At 36.6% G+C, this 24,380-nt stretch carries 22 protein-coding genes; 2 read left to right on the top strand and 20 right to left on the bottom strand.

Annotated elements, in window-relative coordinates:
- Window positions 1–281 precede the first annotated feature (281 nt).
- From ACIQ7L_RS20060 to hpaI, 17 genes are all read right to left on the bottom strand, one after another.
- On the bottom strand, window positions 282–1,643 hold the full coding sequence (locus ACIQ7L_RS20060; RefSeq protein WP_400571179.1) for a sensor histidine kinase: 1,362 nt from the start codon (window positions 1,641–1,643) through the stop codon (window positions 282–284).
- Window positions 1,631–2,293 (bottom strand): response regulator transcription factor, encoded by a 663-nt coding sequence (locus ACIQ7L_RS20055; protein ID WP_400571178.1) that lies wholly within the window; start codon window positions 2,291–2,293, stop codon window positions 1,631–1,633. Before ACIQ7L_RS20055 ends, ACIQ7L_RS20060 begins: the two co-directional genes overlap by 13 nt.
- A 51-nt stretch (window positions 2,294–2,344) precedes the next feature.
- Window positions 2,345–3,076 carry a lantibiotic immunity ABC transporter MutG family permease subunit gene (locus ACIQ7L_RS20050; protein WP_400571177.1) on the bottom strand — a complete coding sequence of 244 codons (732 nt, stop codon included), beginning with the start codon at window positions 3,074–3,076 and terminating at the stop codon, window positions 2,345–2,347.
- 1 nt (window position 3,077) lies between these two features.
- Window positions 3,078–3,830: a lantibiotic immunity ABC transporter MutE/EpiE family permease subunit gene (locus tag ACIQ7L_RS20045; protein ID WP_400571176.1), complete on the bottom strand. Its 753-nt coding sequence runs from the start codon at window positions 3,828–3,830 to the stop codon at window positions 3,078–3,080.
- A 3-nt stretch (window positions 3,831–3,833) separates the two neighbouring features.
- Entirely contained in the window at window positions 3,834–4,538 is a 705-nt protein-coding gene (locus ACIQ7L_RS20040) for a lantibiotic protection ABC transporter ATP-binding protein (RefSeq protein WP_400571175.1), read from the bottom strand.
- Window positions 4,539–4,698: 160 nt separating this feature from the next.
- The gene (locus tag ACIQ7L_RS20035; protein WP_400571174.1) at window positions 4,699–6,489 is read right to left on the bottom strand and encodes a S9 family peptidase; all 1,791 of its coding nucleotides are present in this window, start codon (window positions 6,487–6,489) and stop codon (window positions 4,699–4,701) included.
- A 109-nt stretch (window positions 6,490–6,598) separates the two neighbouring features.
- The gene (locus ACIQ7L_RS20030; protein WP_400571173.1) at window positions 6,599–7,036 is read right to left on the bottom strand and encodes a DUF3978 family protein; all 438 of its coding nucleotides are present in this window, start codon (window positions 7,034–7,036) and stop codon (window positions 6,599–6,601) included.
- 583 nt (window positions 7,037–7,619) lie between these two features.
- Entirely contained in the window at window positions 7,620–8,006 is a 387-nt protein-coding gene (locus ACIQ7L_RS20025) for a 5-carboxymethyl-2-hydroxymuconate Delta-isomerase (RefSeq protein WP_400571172.1), read from the bottom strand.
- Between the two features lie 270 nt (window positions 8,007–8,276).
- Window positions 8,277–9,035: a fumarylacetoacetate hydrolase family protein gene (locus tag ACIQ7L_RS20020; RefSeq protein WP_400571171.1), complete on the bottom strand. Its 759-nt coding sequence runs from the start codon at window positions 9,033–9,035 to the stop codon at window positions 8,277–8,279.
- Window positions 9,032–9,823 (bottom strand): fumarylacetoacetate hydrolase family protein, encoded by a 792-nt coding sequence (locus ACIQ7L_RS20015; RefSeq protein WP_400571170.1) that lies wholly within the window; start codon window positions 9,821–9,823, stop codon window positions 9,032–9,034. Before ACIQ7L_RS20015 ends, ACIQ7L_RS20020 begins: the two co-directional genes overlap by 4 nt.
- Window positions 9,824–9,853: 30 nt before the next feature.
- A complete protein-coding gene (locus tag ACIQ7L_RS20010) occupies window positions 9,854–11,404 on the bottom strand; it encodes a solute symporter family protein (protein ID WP_400571169.1) in 1,551 nt (516 codons plus the stop codon).
- Window positions 11,394–11,726 (bottom strand): DUF485 domain-containing protein, encoded by a 333-nt coding sequence (locus ACIQ7L_RS20005; RefSeq protein ID WP_400571168.1) that lies wholly within the window; start codon window positions 11,724–11,726, stop codon window positions 11,394–11,396. Before ACIQ7L_RS20005 ends, ACIQ7L_RS20010 begins: the two co-directional genes overlap by 11 nt.
- 64 nt (window positions 11,727–11,790) lie before the next feature.
- Window positions 11,791–12,684, bottom strand: coding sequence for a riboflavin kinase (locus ACIQ7L_RS20000; RefSeq protein WP_400571167.1), 894 nt, complete (start codon window positions 12,682–12,684; stop codon window positions 11,791–11,793).
- A 69-nt stretch (window positions 12,685–12,753) separates the two neighbouring features.
- On the bottom strand, window positions 12,754–13,737 hold the full coding sequence (gene hpaD, locus ACIQ7L_RS19995; protein WP_097896001.1) for a 3,4-dihydroxyphenylacetate 2,3-dioxygenase: 984 nt from the start codon (window positions 13,735–13,737) through the stop codon (window positions 12,754–12,756).
- Between the two features lie 33 nt (window positions 13,738–13,770).
- On the bottom strand, window positions 13,771–15,243 hold the full coding sequence (gene hpaB, locus ACIQ7L_RS19990; protein ID WP_400571166.1) for a 4-hydroxyphenylacetate 3-monooxygenase, oxygenase component: 1,473 nt from the start codon (window positions 15,241–15,243) through the stop codon (window positions 13,771–13,773).
- A gap of 262 nt (window positions 15,244–15,505) precedes the next feature.
- Window positions 15,506–17,029, bottom strand: a complete 1,524-nt coding sequence (gene hpaE, locus ACIQ7L_RS19985; RefSeq protein ID WP_400571165.1) for a 5-carboxymethyl-2-hydroxymuconate semialdehyde dehydrogenase — start codon at window positions 17,027–17,029, stop codon at window positions 15,506–15,508.
- A 56-nt stretch (window positions 17,030–17,085) separates the two neighbouring features.
- Window positions 17,086–18,012 carry a 2,4-dihydroxyhept-2-ene-1,7-dioic acid aldolase gene (gene hpaI / locus ACIQ7L_RS19980; protein WP_400571164.1) on the bottom strand — a complete coding sequence of 309 codons (927 nt, stop codon included), beginning with the start codon at window positions 18,010–18,012 and terminating at the stop codon, window positions 17,086–17,088.
- A gap of 187 nt (window positions 18,013–18,199) precedes the next feature.
- Between hpaI and ACIQ7L_RS19975 the strand changes: the two genes are divergently transcribed.
- Window positions 18,200–19,084: a LysR family transcriptional regulator gene (locus ACIQ7L_RS19975; protein WP_400571163.1), complete on the top strand. Its 885-nt coding sequence runs from the start codon at window positions 18,200–18,202 to the stop codon at window positions 19,082–19,084.
- Between the two features lie 288 nt (window positions 19,085–19,372).
- Here ACIQ7L_RS19975 and ACIQ7L_RS19970 read toward each other — a convergent pair whose 3' ends face one another.
- Genes ACIQ7L_RS19970 through ACIQ7L_RS19960 form a run of 3 tightly spaced genes read right to left on the bottom strand, consistent with a single transcriptional unit; the run spans window position 19,373 to window position 20,189 of the window.
- The gene (locus ACIQ7L_RS19970) at window positions 19,373–19,555 is read right to left on the bottom strand and encodes a DUF3976 domain-containing protein (RefSeq protein WP_400571162.1); all 183 of its coding nucleotides are present in this window, start codon (window positions 19,553–19,555) and stop codon (window positions 19,373–19,375) included.
- 29 nt (window positions 19,556–19,584) lie between these two features.
- On the bottom strand, window positions 19,585–19,962 hold the full coding sequence (locus ACIQ7L_RS19965; protein WP_400571161.1) for a permease: 378 nt from the start codon (window positions 19,960–19,962) through the stop codon (window positions 19,585–19,587).
- Between the two features lie 23 nt (window positions 19,963–19,985).
- On the bottom strand, window positions 19,986–20,189 hold the full coding sequence (locus ACIQ7L_RS19960; protein ID WP_097895985.1) for a helix-turn-helix transcriptional regulator: 204 nt from the start codon (window positions 20,187–20,189) through the stop codon (window positions 19,986–19,988).
- Window positions 20,190–21,435: 1,246 nt separating this feature from the next.
- On the opposite strand from ACIQ7L_RS19960, the gene ACIQ7L_RS19955 reads away from it, so the two are divergent.
- Window positions 21,436–24,291 (top strand): 2-oxoglutarate dehydrogenase E1 component, encoded by a 2,856-nt coding sequence (locus ACIQ7L_RS19955; protein ID WP_400571160.1) that lies wholly within the window; start codon window positions 21,436–21,438, stop codon window positions 24,289–24,291.
- Window positions 24,292–24,380 lie beyond the last annotated feature (89 nt).

Below are 24,380 nucleotides of genomic sequence, written 5' to 3'. Positions count from 1 at the left end.
ACAGAAATCATCTGCTTGATGTTGCATAACTTTTTTCAAAATGTCCTTTACAAAGGGTACAGATTAGAGTGTAGGTTACTTTTTATTCTGCATAGTAGGGAGTTAGATGTCGAAAAATGAAAATGGATTTATATAGTTTAATCAGACATCCATTAGTGTTAAAACCGCTTGGATCATATTCCAAGCATCTTTATGTGTTACATACACTGCTAATAATTCTACTACTCTATTTTAATAATGCCTCTTTTCACAAGGAATGTGTGTCTTGTGCATTTTCTCCATTACATTAATATTTCCAAAACAACTTTTGCACCACGCAGCTTTTCTGAATTACTTAAGTAAATATTTCCGCCATGCTGCTTTACAAAGCTTTTGGCAATGTATAGTCCGATACCATAATGATTTTTTGAATTTCTACTTTTATCTCCTCTATAAAACTGCTCTGTGGCCGAATCCATTTCTTCTTTTGTAAATCCTTTTCCTGTATCCTCGACAATAAATCGGACTTTCCTATTAATGGTTTCAATTGAAAAAATCAAGTCACCATTTGCTGGAGAATATTCAATTGCATTTATCATTACATTCATAATTGCTCTTTTCAAAGCAGCTTCATCAGCGTAAATAAATTTCGGTATTTCCTTAACCTCTTTGATTAGATTTAACTGTTTGTCCAAAGCACAAATTGCACTTTCCTCCATAATATTTTTAATAAAGTTCTTGGTTTCTATTTGCTTAAATTGAAGTGCAGTGCTTTCCTCAAATTTAGTCATGTCGAGCAAAGATTGAATATACATTTCCATTTCATCAACACTTTTCAAAATATGTTGATTATATTTATTCTGCTCCGAATCCAACGTTTCTTCATTTAATAGCTCAGCATTTCCTCTTAGTATCGTTAATGGAGTTTTTATGTCATGTGCTAATGCAGCAATCTGTTCTCTTCGATCCGTTTCCAGCTCCCACTGTTTATATAAGGAATCATTCAGTTCATCTTTCATTTTTACTAAGGAATTTAATATCTCATTAACCTCTATTATTTTAGATTGCTCTACTTGAAAATCTAAATCTTCCATTTGAATTTTATCAGTTACCTTTTTCAAAATTAGCATTTCCTTTGACAATGATTTGCCAAAATAACGAGATAAAAATAACACTTCTACAACAAATAATAGGATAAAAAGTACAATCGAACAAACATCTGGATTTGGTAAATACTTCTGCAAAAAGAGATTGTTATAATTGGCATGCAAAGTATATAAAACTACACAAATATCTTTATTTCGTTTCATAATTGCATAGTGGTATTTCACGTCACCTGTTTCATTGTTCTGTATGTTATCCCATATTTGCCTTGCATAATTTTTATTAATATTCCCTTGCATTACTTTACCTGAAAAGTCATACACAACATATCTATATTGTTTTAGAATCCGATCATCGCCCTGTTCCGCTTTTACTATGGCGTCTCTTTGCGATTCAATCTGTTTTTCATAATAATTTGCTGGAAGGATTATCCCTGCATTAATTCCAATCTCAAACAGGATAAGAAGAAAAGCAACTAAAGCAATCGTTCCTATTGAAAATGCGAAGATATACCGTATAAAAATTTTACGGAGATTTACTTGTTTTTTTACTTTTTCCATTTATATCCGATTCCCCATACTGTTTCTATTGGATTCATGCTATACTTAGATAATTTATGACGGATATTTTTAATATGTTCCACAATTACCAGATTATCACTTTCGCCATCATACCCAAAAACATTTTCATAAATCTTTTCTCTTGAAAATACTTGACCGTGATTCAAAGCTAAATACTCACAAATTCCGTACTCGCTTTTGGTAAATGCTATCACCGTATCGTCATACCATACTTCTTTACACGATAGATTAAATTTAAGACCTGACAGAAAAAATGCATTTTGCTTTTCCCTATGTTCACGCCTTACATGTGCTGACACTCTTGCACGCAGTCCGCCAATTCCAAAAGGTTTTGTAATATAGTCATCTCCGCCAAGGCTAAGACCTGTGATCAGATCCTTTTCCATTGTTTTGGCAGTTAAAAACACAATAGGACTATCTACCAAATCTCGGATCTCCTTACAAAGTGTAAATCCATCTATTTCCGGCATCATGACATCTAATAGAATTAAATCATAATGACAATATTTATCCTTTGAAATAGTAAGAGGATCGCTAACGGCAGTTACCTCATGTCCTTCTTTCTCTAAAGCACTTTTTATAATATAAAGGATGCCTTCTTCATCATCAATTGCTAATATTTTTGCCATACAGAATCCCTCCTCTCGCTTCCATTATAATGCTGCCTTTACAAAATGTGTTTACATTTCTTTTCGTCCTTCATAAAAGGAAAACCATATAAGTGAAAGAATAAACGCAATGATTGTTAAGCAAATACAAATAACTGCTCCCATTTCAGTATCTACTTGTAGAGCATGAAAAAAACTATCACACAATCTCGCGCCCCACGCGCATGGAGTGTATTTCCAAATCACATCCCCCAGCCCTGTAAGCATTAAAGCTGCCAGCAAGCTTTCTATAATTCCAATCCCAATGGAAGCACCTTTACTAAAGCGAAAGTTCAAGAACAGATGAAATATATACATAAAGATTTGACATCCAAAAAGAATGAGGGAAGTCTCAACATATAAAGAAAGTGGAAATTCATTCTGTCCCAGCAGAAAATGAAAACCTGCCGCAAACCCAACTACTGCCAATATAGTAGAACAAAACCCGCATATTAAAAGCAAACATACTTTACTAACAAATGCTTTACGCCTTCCGTATTCCGTTGATAAAAGTTCTTTAAAATTCCCTGCCAACGCTTCCTGTTCCACAACAAAAGAACATACAATACTAATTAGTAAAGGAAAAGATATCGATAATACTTGTATATAGACTGAAACTTTATTCATAGAATCAAATTTTGAAAAGGAATAATAACTTAAAAAAAGAACAATCCCGATTATTGGCATCACTATGTGCATCCAGTAAAAAATCGTACCCTTCACCTTTAGAAAATCAGCTCTTAATACCCTCGACAGAACTCCCATTTTATTTTGCCTCCTGTTTTTCAAACCATTTTGCCGTCACATAAGTGAATAAAAGGAACAGCATTACAGAAATGACTACTCCTGGCAGTATTACATGGTAGGAAAGGAGCTCTGGTGTGAACGTTACACTTCCTGGTTCTGCATACAAACCATTCGGTAGTATTTTCAAAATAGGAATCATGAGTCTGCTTGGATATGCATATGGGCTAATCATCCAAATACTTTCTGTTGCCAATAGAACCCCTAAGACTCCATTTGCTCCTATATTCAATAGAACCGTCGGAAATAGACCTATTTTGTTACCTAAAAACAAGCATATAGGAATCTGCCACATAAAAGTAACGATCAAAAGAATACTTCCTAATAATGCATTCGCCGCAGGAATGATTCGGAAATCCTCTTTATTTAATAGTAAACTAGATAACTGGATTCCACAGAAAAAAATCATGCAGGAACAGATTACAATTCCTAAAATCAGTAATACTTTAGAAATCCATACTCGTTTTAATGAAACGGGTAAAGATAAAATGGTCCGATTATTCATTTTTCTATCCTTCTCTGCAAGAAGTACACAACTTAAAGAAAGCATTCCTGGAAGCATGTTAATGTACCACCAGTTGTAGCTAGATAATTGAAAATAATCCCCCGATAATAAAAAAACAAGCAATATTGTAGCTAATGGAGCTAGCCATATAAGTTTATTCAAAAAAGTATGTCTTATTTTAATTTTTTCAGATACAAGATATGGAATCATTTCTTATGCCTCCCTTCTATATTTTCCAGCTACTTGTATAAATAAGTTTTCCAAGTCGTCATTCTTATTCAGTTCCCCCTGATACCCCAATACGCCGTTAGATATAATCCCAACATGATCTGCAATTTGACTTACTTCACTTAAAATATGACTGGATAAAATAACAGTAATTCCTTTGCTAGGAAAAGAAAGGATCAATTCTCTTAATTCCTGGATCCCAAAAGGATCAAGTCCATTCATTGGTTCGTCTAGTATTAAAAGCTTAGGATGATTAAGCAATGCAATGGCAATTCCCAATCGCTGTTTCATTCCCATAGAAAATTTTCCCGCCTTTTTCTTACCTGTATTCTCTAGCTCCACAACATGCAATACCTCATCCATCCTTGATTTAGGCAAACCTAAAGTAGTCGTACGAACCTGCAAATTTTCTCTTGCTGTTAAATTTTCATAAAGCGGAGGGGATTCAATCAAAGCACCAATAGAATGTAAATCGTGCCGCGTCCATTTATGACCCTCAAAATAAACCTCACCAGAAGTAGGCGTAAGCATGCCCGTTATCATTTTCAAGGTAGTCGATTTTCCCGCTCCATTAGCACCTAACAACCCATAGATTGAATGTTTCGGTACAGAAAGTGAAATATCTTGTACTACCCTTTGCTTTTGAAATACTTTGCAAAGATTTTTTGTTTCTAAAATCATCTCATTCATTTCTAAACTTCCTCCTCGTATATTGTGAATCTAGAATAAACGACAATTATAAGGATTCTATAAGGAAAATAAAAAAACATAGCTATCTATAGCTATGTCGATTATGATACTTCTATAAAATTGATGAAACAAATCTACCCCTTTTATAGGGAGTTTCCCATCATTCATTTCCAATATACTGATTTAAGAACTCAGCAACACTCGTGTAGGCTGTAATATTATTTTTTAGTTTGACGAAAAAATGTCCTTCATCTTCAAATCGAATATATGAAACTGGATGATCTCGTTCTTTTAGCTCATTAACGATTTGTTCTGTTTCTTCAATTGGAACACGAGGATCATTGGCACCATGAAGCAACATTACCGGACATTTAATCTGATCAGTACGATGTAATGGATCTATCTCATCAAAAAAGTCCCCATCTGCTTCAATACACCCGTATTCTGCCTCTCTTAATTTACGGCGCCACGGACTTGTATTCTGTAAAAACGTTTTAAGACTGGAAATACCAACAATATCAATTGCCACAGACCACAAATCAGGATAATGCGTGATGGCAGCAAGAACCATAAATCCACCATAACTGCGGCCCATAATTGCGATTTTACTTGGATCAGCATTTCCTTCTGTCTTTAACCATTCTACTAAATAAGTAAGATCTTGAACTGAATGCATTCGTTTTCGAACATCATCAAGATGAGTGTATGCTTTCCCGTATCCAGTACTACCACGAACATTCGGTGTACATACTGCATACCCTCGATTTAAGAAATATTGAAGAAAAGGGTTGTAAACGGCACGAATCTGACTTTCAGGCCCCCCATGAACAAATACTACTACTGGAAGCTTCTCATTTTTAACCTGTTGTGGTTTATAAAAAAACGCTGGTACTTCTAACCCATCAAATGAAGTAAAATGAATAAGCTCTGGTTCCACTAGCGCATGTTCCACAACAGGGGACTGTGATACATAGGTAAGTCGAGCATTTTTCTTTATTTTCAAATCCAACTCCCATATGTCTGAGGGGTGTGTTGCCCCATTTAAAACATAGGATAATCTAGCATCATCTTGCGAAAAAGTAATATCTGTAATAACTCCGTTTGGTGTATCCCACGATTCAATCGTTTTATCCTGAAGGTTCAATAAAACTCCTTTAGAAATCCCACCTTCATTGATTGAATACGCTAATAACTGTTTATTATTACTCATTTGTAAGCCTTCCAGATCCCAATCTCGTTGGTCAAGCCAAGTAAAATGGCTTGTTGCAAGATTAATCACTCCTAATCCTACAAATTCTTGGCCCATATTAGTGAGAACATATACATGATCTCCATCCTTATTGAAGTTTGGGCATTCGAATCTTGCTTCTCCTTCATGCTTCGTTACCCAATTTACTTCCCCACTCTCAAGATGCAATAATCCAAGGTCATTATCTAGATTAGAGTTAGCCTTTTGAATAAGCAATAAATCACCACTTGGTGACCATTTCATTGCAAAATAAAGTCCATCACCATCAAATACTTTTCGAATTTCATACGTTTCTAGAGATTGTATGTACATATCAAAATGTGCTATATGGCGACGATTACTTGCCCACGCTATCCACTTTCCATCTGGAGAGCTTCCGCCATAATGATGGATATAATCAGGTGAATCAGTTAATGGAATTAACTCCCCATCATCTTCTAAAAGAAATAACTGTTGACGTTCATTTACACCAGCATCCATCCCGATAATACGCTTTGTTGTTCCCGAGATATATTCCATAAAGATAATTCTTTCATCCGTGAAAGATATTTGTGTAGGCCAATCATCGCCCTTTTTTAATTCCCATACTTGCGGGAGCCCAGTAATATTTGTAATAAAATTTAAGCTTTCACCAGTTGGATGATATACAGGTTTTTCTGCTGTCCGTACATGTAAATATGGCTTTATTCCGATGAATTTCATTTTCTCTCTCTCCTTTTTTGACTCTCGATTAAAAAGAATATTCACGCTATTAACTCTACCATATTTACACATTATTTTATTATTAAAAAATACATATACAATAAACGCATTACATATACTGATTTTGAAATAACCTTAAAGCTTGATTTATATTTTCATTTAAGTTTTCAAAAAAAGTAGTAATTTTCGTATCATTGTTTTTAAGAATAAACAATTTCTCTTTCAGTAACAGTTCCCCATGTGTTCCAAAGCAATCCATTTGAATAATTATTTCCTCCTCATTTTCACAAATAATAGGTAAAAGATAATTAAAAGCTTGAGTAGGAATGATATAGTTTTTGCCAATCATACTTCCTGGACTATAATTAGTCCATTTTTTTGTGGTGATTTTTATATTTGTTGGTGTGATAGTAAAAGATAATGTTGTTGATTTTGTTAAACTAGCATCAAATTCATTTTCTTCACATATATGTAAACTAAAAATTATTTCATCTTGTTTTGTTTCCATTTCTTTATTCATAAAACTGTGCATGTGATAGACTTCCATTCTCATTCTCCCTTTACTTATATAAGTCCCTTTTCATTTTTCAACATATAAATCGATGCTATGCAGAATAAAACATAACCTGCACTTGCATTCCCCCTTTGTTTTTACCCTTGTATGTGGCAGGAAAAGGCACTGACCGCTTCTATGCATGGCCAGATGCTCTCTCCCATCTAAAAAGAGGGGTTTTATGTCGTTTTTTTAATTGATGTATATATAATCCAGGGCCATACTGATCACGTCCTTTTTGTAGAGTACTAGTATCAGTGTGGCCAAGTTTGAGAACTCGTTACAATTACCTCAAAGTTTTTGCATCAGAACCAATTTTATACCGTCTTATTTTCAGCTCTTCTTAAACGAATTACATCTACACCCAAATTATAAATCGGCTCTCTGAACAAAAACTGAACAACAGTTCCTTTTTCTGTAAACTTATCAAGTAACTCTTGTACGGTTTTATTATCTCCGTAAAAAATACTTTTGTTTTACGAGCAGCATATACTAAAATTTAATCTTTCCAAAAAGATACCTGGAAATATGAATGAGAGCTGACTCCAATATCGAAGTCAGCTCTCATTCATATTTCCTATCCCCGAAACCTTCTATGAATATTATTCCACTTATACGTCCCTGCCTCACTAAACTCTGCGAGTTCCATCGATAGTGCAAAATACCGCTTTGCAGCTAGATCGGCGAAGTGCTCTTTCATCATATTGAAGATGTGATTGCATGTTTCTGTTTTATCTTCTTCTGTTCTGCCTGCTCCGATTTTAAATGTAGCATGGACAAATGCATCATCTTCTTTTCCATCTGCAATATAGTAATCTTCTAGTTCAATTGCTCTTGAACGAATACCTCCTGTTGGAAAGATATCACTTCGTGAGATTAGTATGTGGTTTACTTTTTTTAATAAATCCGCAATATTCGCTTCTTCCTTTATATTATTTGTATACTCTACAATAAAATGCGGCATGCATATAGCTCCCTTCTTTTTATGTATAACGAGAATGAGAGTAGCCTCTTTATTATATACATCCATTTTAATTTTTCGACATCTAACTCCCTGCTATGCAGAATAAAAAGTAACCTACACTCGTTTGCTCGTTCTGTTTTTCCCTCGCATGTGGCAGAAAAAGGCCTTAACCGCCTCTATGCACGGCCAGATGCTCTCTCCCACCTAAAAAAAGGGGGTTATGCCGGTTTTTTAATTGATGTATATATAGCTACTCTTTTGTTTTTCTTTCTATTGTTTAGAAAACTTTTCCTCACCAACAATTGTATTTATTAAGCGTCCAATTCCTTCAATTTCTGTAATCACTTCGTCTCCAACCGCGGTATTAACCAGTCCTTCTGGTGTACCTGTTAAAATGATGTCCCCTTTACTTAGCGTCATAAAGCTGCTTAAGTATTCTATTAAAGCTGGAATATCAAAAATCATATCTTTTGTTGTTCCTTCTTGTGTCAACTGTCCATTTACATACGTACGGAGCGTTAAGTTCATTGGATTGTCAATGTCAGCTGCATCTACAAGCCATGGACCGATTGGCGTACATGTATCACGATTTTTTACCCTAAGGTTCGGGCGATAATAATTTTCTAAGTAATCCCGTATGGCATAGTCATTCGCTACTGTATAGCCTGCGACGTAATCGTATGCCTCCTCTTTCTTTACATTTCGAGCTGTTTTACCAATTACGACTGCTAGTTCACATTCATAATGCATATACGTTGCGTCTTCTGGACGATACGTTTGACCACGGTGGCCGATGAATGTGTTAGGCCCTTTTAAAAAGACAAGCGGTTCTGTTGGGGCATTGAATGATAATTCTTTTGCGTGATCTGCATAGTTTAAACCTAAGGCAAATACTGTTCGTGGCTCAACTGGCGGTAACCACGTCACTTCTTCTTCCGATAGAAGACGTCCATCATCTAATTTCAACTGGCCATCTACTTCAGTAGCGTTATAAATAGCACCAGCGTATGCGACACGTGCTCTCTTCATCGTGCCCCTCCTCTCACAAGTTCTTTTTCAAGTACAACCTTATTTTCTAAGCTTCCAATTCCTTCGATCTCAATTCGAATGATATCTCCGTCTTTTACAAGGGGCGGATTTTCTGGAACACCAACAAGCAGTATGTCTCCTTCATTTAATGTCATAAATTCTGTCACATCAGCAATGAGGCGTGCTACTGGCCTAACTAAGTTTTCCGTATTATTCTCCTGCCGTAATACACCATTGATATACACTTGTATCTCTAAACGATCTGGATTTTCTACAGCATCTCGATCCATAATCCATGGACCAACTGGACAAAATCCATCGCGTGCTTTTTGCTTCACAGCGGGACGATATACGCTATCATGTGGCACGCTAATATCATTCACAATTGTATAACCAGCTATATATTCCAGCGCCTGCTCCTCACGTACTCCCGTTGCCCTCTTTCCGATTACAATTCCAAGAGCTGCGCCAACTTCTAACTCTTCTACTTCACTTGGCAACGGAATGGACATTCCCCTGGCAATAATCGTATTCGCAGGTTTTATATACAAAATAGGAGCACTTGGCGCTTGTTTATATGGTAATTCACGTACCGAATTTCCTAATGCCGCAAGTACTCCTTTATAATTCAACAATGTTCCATATATATTTCCTGTATTTGGAACATCTAATGCTAGTTCATTATTCTCATAATGCTTTCCATTCCACTTGATTATGTCTTCTACTAAATTTACTTCTCCTTCTTCTATCTGCTGTGCACCACAAAACTTAAACTTTACCTTACTCATTTTCTCACCCCTAATGAACAAATATTTAACTTAGTGATGACTAACACCCTTCACATCACTTCCTGTATTCGACTTCACTAATATTTCTTCAAAATTACCAGTCTTACTTCTTTTCGCAAATAGGATTGTACCTAGATAAGCTCCTAAAAACCCTAACGGAATAGAGACAATTCCTGGAGATGTTAACGGGAATAATGGTTCTCCAACAAAGAGCGCCTGTCCTACTTTTGGACTCCACACACTTGGACTTAGTGCAACAAGAATCATACTTCCAAATAAACCAACGAGCATTCCTGTAATAGCTCCAGCTATATTAAAACGCTTCCAATATACAGTAAATAAAATAACCGGTAAATTAGAACTCGCTGCAACAGTTAACGCTAGTGAGGCAAGAAATGCAACATTCATTTTTTGAACAAATAACGCTAGAATAATAGAAAAGATGGTGATCCCAATAGATGCAAGCCGCGCCATACGAAGCTGTTCTTTCTGGGTCGCTTTTCCTTCCCGAATAATTTCATTATAAAAATCGTGAGAGAATGCAGTAGCACCTGTTACAACAATACCTGCTACTACAGCAAGAATAGTCGCAAAAGAAACAGCTGATATAACGGCGAATAATATGTCACCACCTAATATTTTTGCAAGTAATGGTGCAGCCATATTTCCAGCTGGATTTGCCGCCATAATATCTGCAGCCCCGACAAATTTTGCTGCCGCAAACCCTAAAAATATTACCATGATATAAAATAAACCGATGATCCAAATCGAATACACGACGGATTTCCGTGCCACTTTTGCGTTTGGCACTGTCAAAAAGCGACTAAGAACATGTGGAAGTCCAGCTGTACCAAGAATTAACCCGAGTGTTAATGAAAATGCATCTAACCCATTCGTATATTTTGCACCTGGATTTAAATAGGCTTCTTTTAGGGGAGTAGCTGTTTTCATTTCTTCAAAAATCCGTAAAATATTAAAATCAAATTTGGTCATTACCATCATAAAAATAATAAATGTCCCGCCTAACAGAAGAAAAGCTTTTGTAATTTGAACCCAGCTTGTAGCCGTCATACCACCAAAAATAACAAAAATGAGCATAACAAGTCCCACAATGACTACCGATATTTCATAATTAATATTTAATAATAACTTAAATAATGATCCTGCGGCTACAAGCTGTGCAAGCATATAAAAAACCGAAATCACAAGTGCATTAAATGCAGTAACACCACGAATCTTTTTATTTTGAAAACGCTCCGTGATCATGTCTGCTAGCGTATACTTTCCAAGATTCCGAAGAGGTTCTGCTACTAAAAGTAATACAACTAAATAGGAGACAAGTGCACCGTACATTAAGAAGAAACCATCATATCCCAAAAGTGAAATCGCTCCGATTAAACCTAAAAAAGAAGAAGCTGACATAAAGTCACCAGCGATGGCAAACCCATTTTGCCATCCCTTCAATCCCCCTCCGGCTGTATAAAAAGAACTCGCATTACTTGTTTTTTTCGAGGCATAATATGTAATCAAAAGTGTAATCACGACAATCAATCCAAACATTGTCACAACTTTAAAATCCATCTGCTTGTCTCCCTTCTGCCTCTTCTGTTAATACTTCCTCAGCTAATGTATCAAAATAGGCCGCTTTTTTTACATATAAATGACAAATTACCCCTGTCATCACAAATTGTGCAAAAGCAAATATCCAGGCCCATGATATTGCACCAATAACCGGCTTTGTTAAAATATCGGTATCTAATGTTAAAATAGGAAGAAGTAAGGCAAAACAAATGAAAAAAATCGTAACGGAAACGGTAAACTTCTTTCTAGCATTCAATAATTCTTTAAACTTTTCCGAGTTTGCAATCTTCTTATAATTTATGTTTTTACTGGATTTTATCATATAAAACCCACCTCACCCTTTACTCAGTTTTATACCAATTTAACGCTTCTCTTTATTTTTCACATTACATCGCTAAATCGCCTGACAAAAAATATCGATTCATATCATATGCATGTTGTTTCCCAAAAATATATTGAATCCATTTTACTTTCACATGTTTTTGCGATAAATCTACAGAGCAGTTTGATAACTGAAGAAGGAGAGATTGCACATCATTATGTTGGGAGATTTGTTGACATACGCCTTTATATACACGATTATCTATTTCTACTTCAACATGATAGACACCATGTACTGGTAGCATATACTCTTTATCTACTAAAATTTCGGCAAACCTATAGGTTTGATAAAAAGAAGCTGATTTTTTCACTCTTCCTCTTATTTCATAATAATCCCCAAGGTACGCCGGAATATCGTGTGCTGATCCCATTGCCAGCAACTGCCGAATGGCAGTTGAACTGATCTTGTTATAACTATGCTCTACTTTTGAAATCGTTGTAACATCAAATCGTTTCCGGCCTTGCTCTTTCAGTAACAGCATATTTCCTTGGCCCTTATATCCATAGTGATAGTCGAAACCAGCAACAACATGCTGGCATCGAAATCCTACAATATATGCTTCTACAAATTCTTCATGGGATAGGCGGGCAAATATTGGATCAAATTTCACCACGATTAGTTTTTCAACCCCCATATTTTTAAAGCGTTCTTCTTTCACTTGCAAAGGAGTTAAATATTTCATTGGACTTTGAGAGGAATCAATAATGTCTCTTGGGTGCGGATAAAAAGTCATTACAGCAAATGTTATATTTTTCTGACGTGCAACCTCTTTCGCCGCCCTAATCAGCTGTTTATGCCCCATATGAACTCCATCAAAGAAGCCAAGTGCAAGCACACATTCTTCAGCTTCATCTCGTAACGCTTTAGAAATTGGATGTTGAATATAAATCGTCTTCACCTTAACACCTACCCCTTTTCATTAAACTGTTCACTTCAAAAAAGGTGATTTCCTATACTATCTGCCAATCTACAAAACAAAATCTGGTTTTCGTTGTTCTAACGTAGGACTTGCTTCCTGTATTCTTTCACCTGTTTCAATATCTAGAAATGGTGATGTCTCATTAAACCAGCTATCCGGTGCTTTATGCCCCCAGAATGTTTGGCGTCTTGGATCATTTAAATCCCAGCGCACTGGATTAAAGTCTGGATCACTTGTTAAATAATCTCCGTTATAAAGTTCGATTCGATACCCATCTGGATCCCTTAAATATAAGAAGAACGCATTGGATAATCCATGACGACCAGGTCCTCTTTCAATATTTGCTCCATAACCGAGAGATGCGAGTACATCACAGCAATGAATCAGTGCCAACGGGTCTGGTAACCAAAAACCAATATGATGAAGCCTTGGTCCTTCTCCATTCATAAATGCTTGATCATGCACGGTTTGTTTTCGGTGAAGCCAAGCTGCCCATACGCGATCATCTTCTGTTGCCGTATATTCGGAACACGCAAAACCGAGTTCATTCACAAAGAAATTGTAAGCTTTCTCCACATCAGGGACAGCACAATTCACATGATCAATTCGTTGGATTCTCGCTCCTCTGTACTGGTCATAACGCTGAATCATACGCTCCGCACCTGTCATCTTACAGAAGAATTCAAGCGGCATACCTGATATATCATGCACATGTAATGCTCTTCCAAGTGCATATTGTGTCCCTTCCTCTTTCCACTTTGTTTTTAATCCTTTTGATTGGAAAAACGCTGCTAGTTTATCTAAATCTTCTTCACTCTTTACTTTATAACCGAGCGCCTGAACGCCTAGCTGATCTGATTTTTTTAGTACTAAACTGTGATGAACATGCTCTTCTAATCCTCTTAAGTAAATGTGTTCTTCATCACACTCTGTTTCGATAAATCCTAAAGCGTTTACATAAAATTCCCTCGAGCGCTCCAAATCCTTTACATGAATTACTGCTCTTGCAATTCGAATAATATTAAAATCCATCCCTTCCACCTCCGAGTTTCTTTTTCTATCCTTTTATGCTTTTTCGACCAACTCTTCAGAACGATTTAAAAACTCTGTTACACGATCCACATACACTTGTTTATCGTAGCCGTTGTACAACGCACTTGCCATTCTAACTGGATCTCCAAAAAAGAAACGCTCATATAATGTCTGTCTCGTACCAAATGCACTCATACAAACGTCCCAAGCAAGTCGGTAAAGTTTAACGCGATTATACGCATCCCCGTTTGCTGCTTGTAAATATTTATCTAAATCTGGACGTAAATCTGACTTGAAGTCTGACTCTGATGGAATCGCCATTAAACCACTTGCTCCAAGTAATTGCATAATTTCACTGAACCTTGGATAAATTTTTGGATAATAATGACGCGCAACGTTTAATGGCGTAAAGTCTGGTGTCATAATGCCCCACTTATCCAGTTTTGCATTTGCTTCTGCCGCTGTCACATACGCTTTCACGGTCTCCAGCGCCATAATGACTTCTGACATCTTCTCTTGTACGTGTTGAAACTGACCAATATTGATTGTTTCTACCATTAACTGAAGAATGCCTAATACAAATTCGGTTTTCGCAATATTTTTTGAGACAACTTGATGTGTCATATGAACAACTGCATTGCTCTCATTGTAAGCTTGGTTACAAACCCCCACATCACCTAGAGCGAATACACGATTCCAAGGCACCACCACATCGTCAAATACGACAATTGTGTCCATCTCTTCAAAGCGTGATCCGAGCGGATGATCAAAATGGGACTTCCCATAATCAAACGATTCCCGGCAAATAAACTTTAATCCCGGTGTGTTATTTGGAATCGAAAACGCATATGCATATGGATTTTCCTCTTCGGATTGTTTTAAAAGAGTTGAAGGGAATACCATAATTTCATCTGTAATTCCACCCTGCGTTGCTAGTAAACGTGCTCCTCGAATCACTACGCCTTCAGAGGTTTTCTCTACGATGCGAGCTGCGATATAAGGATCAGGTAATTGAGCAGCATTTACAGCACGATTCACTTGAGGCTGAATTAATGTATGCGTTAAAGACAAATCATTCTCCCTGCAATATTCATAGTATTCAGCCATATTTTTCGCATAAAATGCATCCTGCTTTCCAAACATTTCTGAAGCCGATCCGTAAGCCATCATACCGGCATTAATATAATCTGGAGAGCGTCCCATCATGCCGCCGTTATACTTGGCCCATTCTTGTATCATCTTGCGGCGCATTTCTAGATCTTCTTTTGTTTTTGGTTGTAGAAACGAAGTACCTACACGCTCTCCCGTAGTCGGAGAAGTATAAGTCATATACTCCGCTTTCTCTTTGTCATGCTGCATATCATATAACTCAGATTGTGTTTTCATAACTCCTTTAAAAGCGGGGTGTTCTGAAATCTTCCCTTCTACTCTCTTCCCGTCAATCCATACATTCGCGTTCGCTTGATCTACTCTTTCAATATATTCTTTTCCCGTTTTTGCTGGCATTTCACTCTCCCCTTTCGAAAAACTATTATTTTTATATACAAATCCGTTTTAATTTTTCGACATCTACATCCCTGCTATGCAGAATAAAAAGTAACCTATACTCGCTTACTCTTTCTGTTTTTACTTCGCATGTGGCAGAAAAAGGCTCTGACCGCTTCTATGCATGGCCAGATGCTCTCGCCCACCTAAAAAGATGGGTTTTATGTCGGTTTTTTAATTGATGTATATATGGAAAGTCGTTCCCGCTATTTTTTCCTAACGTCTATTTCTTTTTTCCAAACTTCGGAATATGATGCTCTCCAATCGCAACATGAATTACCTTTGGTTCTGTATAAAATTCAAAAATTGCATAGTGACCGCCTTCTCTTCCGATTCCGCTATCTTTTGCTCCACCAAACGGAATACGAAGATCGCGTACATTTTGCGCATTCACCCATAACATCCCCGCTTCGATCGACTGTGCAAGACGATGACCTCTCTTTATATCATTTGTCCAAACATAACCAGCAAGGCCATATCTGACGTCATTTGCAATTGCGATTGCTTCTTCTTCTGTTTCAAATTCAATAACAGCCATAACAGGACCAAAAATTTCTTCTTGGCATACACGCATATCATTTTTTGCATGTAATAATAAAGTTGGTGGTACAAAGTTCCCTGCCTTAATCTCTTCTGGAACAATCCCTTGTACAACCTCACAACCTTCTTCTTTTGCAAGCTCAATGTACTCTTGTACTTTTTGAAAATGTTCTTTTTCAATTAAAGGTCCGAGTTCTGTTGCTGGGTCCATCGGATCACCCATCGTAATATATCCCACACGTTCTTTTAATTTTTCAATGAATTGATCTTTAATATTTTTGTGAAGTAATAAACGAGAATTTGCTGTACAGCGCTCTCCGTTAAATGAGAAAATCCCCCAAACAGTCGCATCTAAAGAACGATCTAAATCTGCATCATCAAATACAATAAGAGGGGATTTACCGCCAAGTTCCATTGATGTTTTCTTTAACGTGTCAGCAGCATTTTTAATAATGATAGAACCTGTCGTTGTTTCGCCCGTAAATGATATCGCTTTCACATCTTTATGTGCAACAAGAGCCGCACCAGCAGTTTCTCCAAACCCATGAACTACATTAAATACTCCTTTTGGCACTTCTGCTTTATCAATAATTTCCGCAAGCTTGTTAACTGTTAAAGGAGATAATTCAGCAGGCTTCAAGACAACCGTATTCCCAGTAGCTAATGCTGGAGCAACTTTCCAAGTTTCTAACATGAACGGTGCATTCCATGGGGTAATAAGTCCAACAACCCCGATTGGATTATACACAGTGTAGTTAATAAACTCACGGTTAACTGGATACGATTCACCATGTAATTTCGTCTGAACCATTCTTGCATAAAAACGAAAATTTTCAGCTGCTCGAGACGTCATGTTTCTCGTTTGACTAATAGGAAGGCCCGTATCTAACGCTTCCAAATAGGCGATTTCTTCTATTTCTGCATCAATTAAATCGGCAATGCGATTTATATATTTCATTCTCTCTTCGATTTTCATCTTACCCCATGGCCCCTTTTCAAAAGCCACCTTTGCTGCAGTTACTGCCGCATTTATATCTGCAGTACTACCCTCTGCTACTCTATTAATCTCTTCATTTGTAAACGGATTCATATTTGTAAATACTTTACCTGATTGCGCCGGTATAAATTCCCCGTTAATATATAAATCTATATTTTGCACTTGCTCATGTGCTCTGTATTTTTGGGCATTCTTTGCTTCCGTATGCATCCTCTTCCCTCCACAGCTCAGCTATTGTGCCCCTTTAATCTAAAGGGGCCATGTTCTTATCTAGATATAATACTTTCTGGTAATTCTACATACTGCTTTAAAACCTCACGAATTTCATCTTGTAATTCCTGCGTTGGAACATCCATTGGTAAACGTAATACAGGTTTAATTTTCCCCATCATTCCTAACGCTGCTTTTAAAGGAGCTGGGTTTGTATCTTTAAATAAAACATCATTGAGCGGCATTAACTCATAATGAAGATTTAATGCACGCTTTACATCCCCTTCATTCCAAGCATCATATATTTCTGCAACTTGTTTCGGTGCAACGTTAGCGGTAGCACTAATATGTCCTGCACCACCAATTGCTAGCATTGGATAACATAACAATTCAATACCGGAGAATAAAAGAAAATCTCTTCCGCAGTTTAAAAGAACGCGATTAATGTGTTCAAAGTCTTTATTCGACTCTTTCACTCCAATAATGTTCGGACAATCTTTATTCAGTTTAGCGATCGTCTCGACTTGTAGATTTACAGCTGTTCTTCCTGGAATGTTATAAATAATAATTGGAATATCAACAGAATCCGCGACAATTTTAAAATGTTTATATAACGCATGCTGTGATGGTTTATTATAATAAGGCACAATAACAAGCGCTGCATCTGCACCAATTTCTTGTGCCTTTTTCGTTAAATACAATGTCTCTTCATGATTGGTAGAACCTGTCCCTGGCACAAAAGGAACTCGTCCACGAATCGCCTTTGCCGCCGCCTCCATTACTTGTACACGTTCTTCAATCTTTAATGAACTTGGTTCTCCCGTTGTACCTGTAACCGAAATACCATGACTTCCACTTTCTATATGCCAATTAATTAGATTTTCTAGCGTTTCAAAATCAATCGAACCGCTCTCATCAAATGGCGTAATAATTGGAGCGATAGAACCTCTCAATTTTTTCTTTGCTTCTGCGAATTTAGCCATCTTAAAGTCTCCCCTTTTTCATTTGTACTTCTGCACGCATTTAACAGAAATCTTTTTTTGTAAAAGTCGAACTTATCTGAAAATTAATTACAGTGTTACTGTATCATGTGATATCATAGATGAAAAATACTAAAAAAGTTGGCATTCAATACGAAAAAAATATACTTAGCTACAGGAGGTAGGTAGTGTGGATATTAGACAACTTCGCTATTTCTTCACAATTGCACAAGAAGGTCAAATTACACGAGCAGCAAAAAAGCTTCATATGGCACAACCCCCATTAAGTCAACAATTGAAATTACTAGAACAAGAACTTGGTGTTCAATTGTTAGAAAGAAACGGGAGAAAATTAGAGCTCACAGAAGCCGGAAGTGTTTTATTTAAAAAAGCACAAGAACTTTTAAATCAATTTGATGAAGCAATTATAGAAGTAAAAGAGGTAGGAAATGGGTTAAAAGGAACCTTATCAATCGGCTCCGTGAAATCATCGTTCTCTCATTTACCAGAAAGACTCCGCTTATTTCGTGAAAAATATCCACTCGTTACCTTTCGTCTACATGAGGGAGATTCATTTCGTCTTGCGCAGTCTATAAAGAACCGGGAGATTGAACTTGCCATTGTACGACTTCCGTTAGAGATGGAGGACTTTTCTTCCCTTCCGTTACCTACAGATAAATTCGTTGCGGTCATACCTAATGAAAGCGCAGATAATCGGACAATGATCCCAATGAAAGAACTCGCCAATGCCCCGCTTATGTTACTGCAGCGTATAAAAGGGCTCGGTCTTTATGAGCAAGTCATTGACGGCTTTAAAAAACACGGATTAAAACCAAATATTATTTGCGATTGTCCAGATGCAGCTATGCTTCTATCACTAGTTAGATCCGGTGTTGGATTTACACTACTCCCAAAATCAACTCTCATCGCACTCCCTTTAAATGGTATAAAAATCGTTGACATAGAAGACTCTACCATTACATCCGACTCCGCCGTTATATGGCTAAAAAATCGTTCCCTTTCAAAAGTCGCTATGCATTTCCTTGAAACATTTCGCAGTGAATCACTTGTATAGAAAAGATACAATTTATATAAAGCTATTTTTATTTTTCGACATCTAAATCCCTGCTATGCAGAATAAAAAGTAACCTCCACTCGTTTGCTCGTTCTGTTTTTACTTCGCATGTGGCGGAAAAAGGCCCTGACCGCTTCTATGCATGGCCAGATGCTCTCTCCCACCTAAAAAGAACGGTTTTATATCGTTTTTTTAATTGATGTATATATAATCACTCTCTATCATGCCATAATAAAAACCCTATTTTTGACACCAAAACAAAAACAGGGTTTTCATTCTATCCTTTTCTTATAATCGCTTACTTACCAAGACAATCATCACGATAATGCCTACAAGCATTACGCCCAAACACCCGATCAGCTTATAGAAACCTCTCTTCGTCAATGTATTCCCTTGTATGTCCTTACGAATAAATAAGTACACTGCTAAAAATAAAAGCAGAGCTAACCCAAAAGCATATATACTTTGCATCTATCTGATTCACCTTTCTCATTCCAGCTTTAATATTTTTTAGACAAAATAACGAATGAAATAAAGACCGTACAAATTGTTAATGCCGCTAAAATGTTGAGCAGTTCTGCAGCAGACAATGTTATTATCTTTAAATTTAATCCGATAGAAAATAGAATATAGTACGCCAACAACGCAAAGTAGGAATAGAACATTCCTTTTTGACGGATTAACTTCATCCTTTCGTCTTTCTCCTTAAATTGTGGATGGAGATAACTTAAGCAAAAGCACATGACTGTCATTGCTAGTAATGTGTACGTTTGTGGCGGTGGTGAAGAATGCGCCATTATACCTATAAATAGCATAAATCCACTCATAGCCGAAAAGATAATCCCCATAATCAAAAAATACTTTTGTGAGTAGTTCATCTTTATTTCCCCCTTATGTAGATTTACTTCTCTTTCCCTTCATAAATAAATACATTTTCTATCGTTGTCTGAAATGTTTTCGCAATTTCAAATGCTAAAGGAAGTGATGGATCATATTTTCCTTTTTCAATTGAAATAATAGTCTGTCTAGAAACGCCAAGTTTTTCAGCTAACTTCTCTTGTGACAGGCCAAATTTTTTTCTGTACTCTACCATTTTGTTTTCCAAGGAAATATTCCCCTCCTCCTTACACAGAGTATAAATGTAAAGCAAACTTTACGTCAAGTTTACTTTACATAAACTCCTCAAACCTCCCTACTCCTACCTTTTCTTTTTAATCAAGATTATTTTTATAATGAATGAAGTAATTCTGCTCATATGCAAACTGTATTCACAAAAAAAGAAACTAATTTTCCAATCAAACAATTAGTCTCTTTCATCAAACCACTTTACTTGCATATTTCTCTCCTGCCTATTTTTAATATAATATTTTTATATAAATCCCTTTTCATTTTTCGACATCTACATTCCTGCTATGCAGAATAAAAAGTAACCTCCACTCGTTTGCTCTTTCTGTTTTTCCTTCGCATGTGGCTGAAAAAGGCACTGACCGCTTCTATGCATGGCCAGATCCTCTCTCCCACCTAAAAAGATGGGTTTTATATCGGTTTTTTAATTGATGTATATATAGCCAATTTTTTATTTTAAATCATTGTTGAATATCATAAAAATAGATAATAATAACAAATAAGAACACTCTAAACTATTCTGTTAAGATATTTCATTTCATCATTACTTAATCTACATAAAGAAATTTACTATAGCAATCATTCATCATTAGGAAAAATTAATATTGTTATATGCCCTTTATCTTTTTAAAATATTTCATTCTTTCTCACATATGAATAAAATACGTTACCGTTTTCAAGCATTTTTCTGCTATATTTGCAAAAACGAACGATTTATCAACCATTTTTTATTTATAATCACCACTTATAAGCAAATACTTCATTTTTCCTTTCAATATTTAACACTATCGAAATAAAGTTTATGATAAATTCATAATTTTTTATTTTTTACACTATATTCCGTTATATTGTTGTATAATATTCTTGAAAGCGCTTATTATTTTAATATACATAAATCAAATGTCCTTTTGGCGAAAAATTCTAATAATTTAACCTGTATCTTAATCCGGCGACTTTCGTTTTAAATACAGGTATACCAAATGAATTCACCTGTTTTTTCCTTAAAATTAGTTTACAACATGAAAGATTAACTTAGGTGATAAGTAATTGTGAATGTTTTTTCACAAAACGGATAAGTAATAATGTTTGGTATTATGTAAATTATTGTAATAACATATGAGTAAAGATAACATTTACATTCATTACTGGTTCATCAATTATGAAAAGAGCAAAATGCATCCTTTTTGTATAAAAAAAGGATTACATGCATTGGGAGGTTTAATCAAATGACGAGGAAGAATACAACGACAAACCCTTGGGCCAAATTCTATGGTCCGAACCTTGGCTATGTTATTGAACAGTATGATCGTTACATGACGGGAGAAGGTTCTGTTGATCCGGAATTACAAGAGCTTTTTGCAACTTTTGGAGCTCCTCCATTCCAAGCAGATGTCGTAACAGGGGACAACAAGGAAACAAATTTTTCTCCTCAAAACACAGGAAACATTGAAAAAATTCTTAAAGCAGTGCAAGTTGTAGAGAATATCCGTTCATTCGGGCATCTATCGGCTCATATTAATCCAATGGAAGAGCCTGCTGATGGACAATCTCTCATGCACGAATTAAGCGATGCAGATTTGAAAGCGATTCCAGCAAAAACAGTATGGTCAGATGCACCAAATGGTATTCACACAGCTCTTGATGTAATTAATAGATTAAAAGATGTTTATACAAAATCTTTAGCCTATGAATTTTCTCATGTACAAGATAGTGAAGAACGCGCGTGGTTGCATCAAATGGTGGAATCAAATTCCTTGCGTCAACCATTAACAAATAAAAAACGAACTGCTCTCTTGAAACGCTTAACAGCGGTTGAAAGTTTCGAGCAATTTTTGCATAAAACATTTGTTGGGCAAAAACGTTTCTCTATAGAAGGCGTTGATATGCTTGTGCCTGTACTGGATGAAGTTATTGCTGAAGGTACTAAGGGCGGCGTAAACGACGTAATGATTGGTATGGCTCACCGCGGCCGTCTAAGCGTTCTCGCTCACGTATTAGAAAAACCATATAGTCACATGTTCGCTGAGTTTAAACATGCAACTATAGAAGGTGTAAATAGTAATGCTGGCTGGACTGGCGACGTGAAATACCATTTAGGTAGAGAACAAGTTGTTGGCTCTGAAGATGCACATACACGTGTTACATTAGCGAACAATCCAAGTCACCTTGAATTTGTTAACCCAGTTGTTGAAGGTTATGCACGTGCTGCTCAAGAAAATCGCAAAACATCTGGTTATCCTGAGCAAGATGTTTCAAAATCTTTCGTAATTTTAGTTCATGGTGATGCTGCATTCCCTGGTCAAGGTATCGTATCTGAAACATTGAACTTAAGCAGATTAAACGCATATCAAACTGGCGGAACAATTCATGTTATTGCAAATAACGCAGTTGGTTTTACAACAGATAGCTATGATTCTCGTTCTACAAAATATTCAAGTGATCTTGCTAAAGGGTTCGATATTCCGATTGTTCATGTGAATGCTGATGACCCTGAAGCTTGTCTTGCTGCTGCTAACCTTGCGATTCAATATCGCACGCGTTTCAAGAAAGATTTCTTAATCGACTTAATCGGTTATCGTCGCTATGGTCATAATGAAATGGATGATCCAGCAGTTACACAACCACAAGTTTATAAGAAAATTAAAAAGCACCCAACTGTAAGAGCGATTTATGCAGATCAATTACAAGCTGAAGGCGTTCTAAATGCAGATGAGGTTGAAACAATTACGCAGTTTATTCAAGAACAATTAAAAGCTGAATACGCACAAGTACCACCAGCTGATACGGGTGATGCAGCAATTCACGTTAAAGTTCCAGACGTTGTTGCAAGAGGAATTCAACCGATTGATACTGGTATTCCGCTTGACACACTTCGTACAATTAATGAAGGTCTTTTAACTTGGCCTGAAGGCTTTAACGTATATCCGAAAGTGAAGAAAATTCTTGAGCGCCGTAAAGATGCTCTTGAAGAGAACGGTAAAATTGAGTGGGCACTTGCTGAATCGTTAGCATTCGCTTCTATTTTACAAGAAGGTACGCCAATTCGTTTAACTGGTCAAGATTCACAACGTGGTACGTTCGCACACCGTCATATCGTATTACATGATACAGAAACAAACGAAACATATTCACCGTTACATCGTTTGCCTAATATTAACGCATCATTCTCTGTTCATAACAGTCCGTTATCAGAGGCTGCTGTTGTTGGTTATGAATATGGTTACAATGTGTTCGCTCCAGAAACTCTTGTTATGTGGGAAGCACAATACGGTGACTTCTCAAATACTGCACAAGCATTATTTGATCAATATGTTTCAGCAGGAAGAGCAAAATGGGGTCAAAAATCAGGTCTAGTTCTTCTATTACCTCACGGTTATGAAGGTCAAGGACCAGAGCACTCTAGCGCTCGTCCAGAACGTTTCCTACAATTAGCTGCAGAAAACAACTGGACAGTTGCAAACTTAACAAGTGCGGCACAATACTTCCATATCTTGCGCCGTCAAGCATCTATCTTAGGAACAGAAGCTGTTCGACCGTTAGTAATTATGACACCGAAAAGCTTATTACGTCACCCACTTACACTTTCAGCAGGTAGCCAGTTAAGTGAAGGACGTTTCCAACCTGCTTTAGAGCAAGAAAACCTTGGTACAAAACCAAACAAAGTAAAACGTCTTGTTTTAAGTACAGGTAAAATGGCTATTGATTTAGCAGCAGAAATCGAATCTGGTAAACATGAGTACAACTTAGATGAACTTCATATCGTTCGCATTGAGCAATTGTACCCATTCCCTGCTGAAAAAGTTCAATCTATTATGAAACGCTTTAAAAACTTAGAAGAAATTATTTGGGTTCAAGAAGAACCTCGCAATATGGGCGCATGGCATTACATGGCTCCAATTCTGTTCGAACTAGCTGGCGATAAAGTGAAAACTGGTTACATTGGACGCCCAGATCGTTCTAGCCCATCTGGTGGCGATCCATTTGCTCATAAAGCTGAGCAAGAACTAATTGTTGCACACTCTTTAGACGTGAAATACAACTTCCGTCAAGATAAACAAGAAATTGAAGTTTACAGCAACTAAAAGTAACAATGAATTTTTCTGGCTTGACTTGGGCAGATACTCTGCCCAAGTCGGGCTAAAAACTGGAGATTACCGAAGAAAAAAGAAGA

The sequence above is a fragment of the Bacillus sp. NPDC094106 genome, from assembly GCF_044764345.1.
GTDB lineage: Bacteria > Bacillota > Bacilli > Bacillales > Bacillaceae_G > Bacillus_A.
The sequence above is the reverse complement of the archived record's forward strand: the minus strand, read 5'-3'. Positions and strand labels throughout refer to the sequence as shown.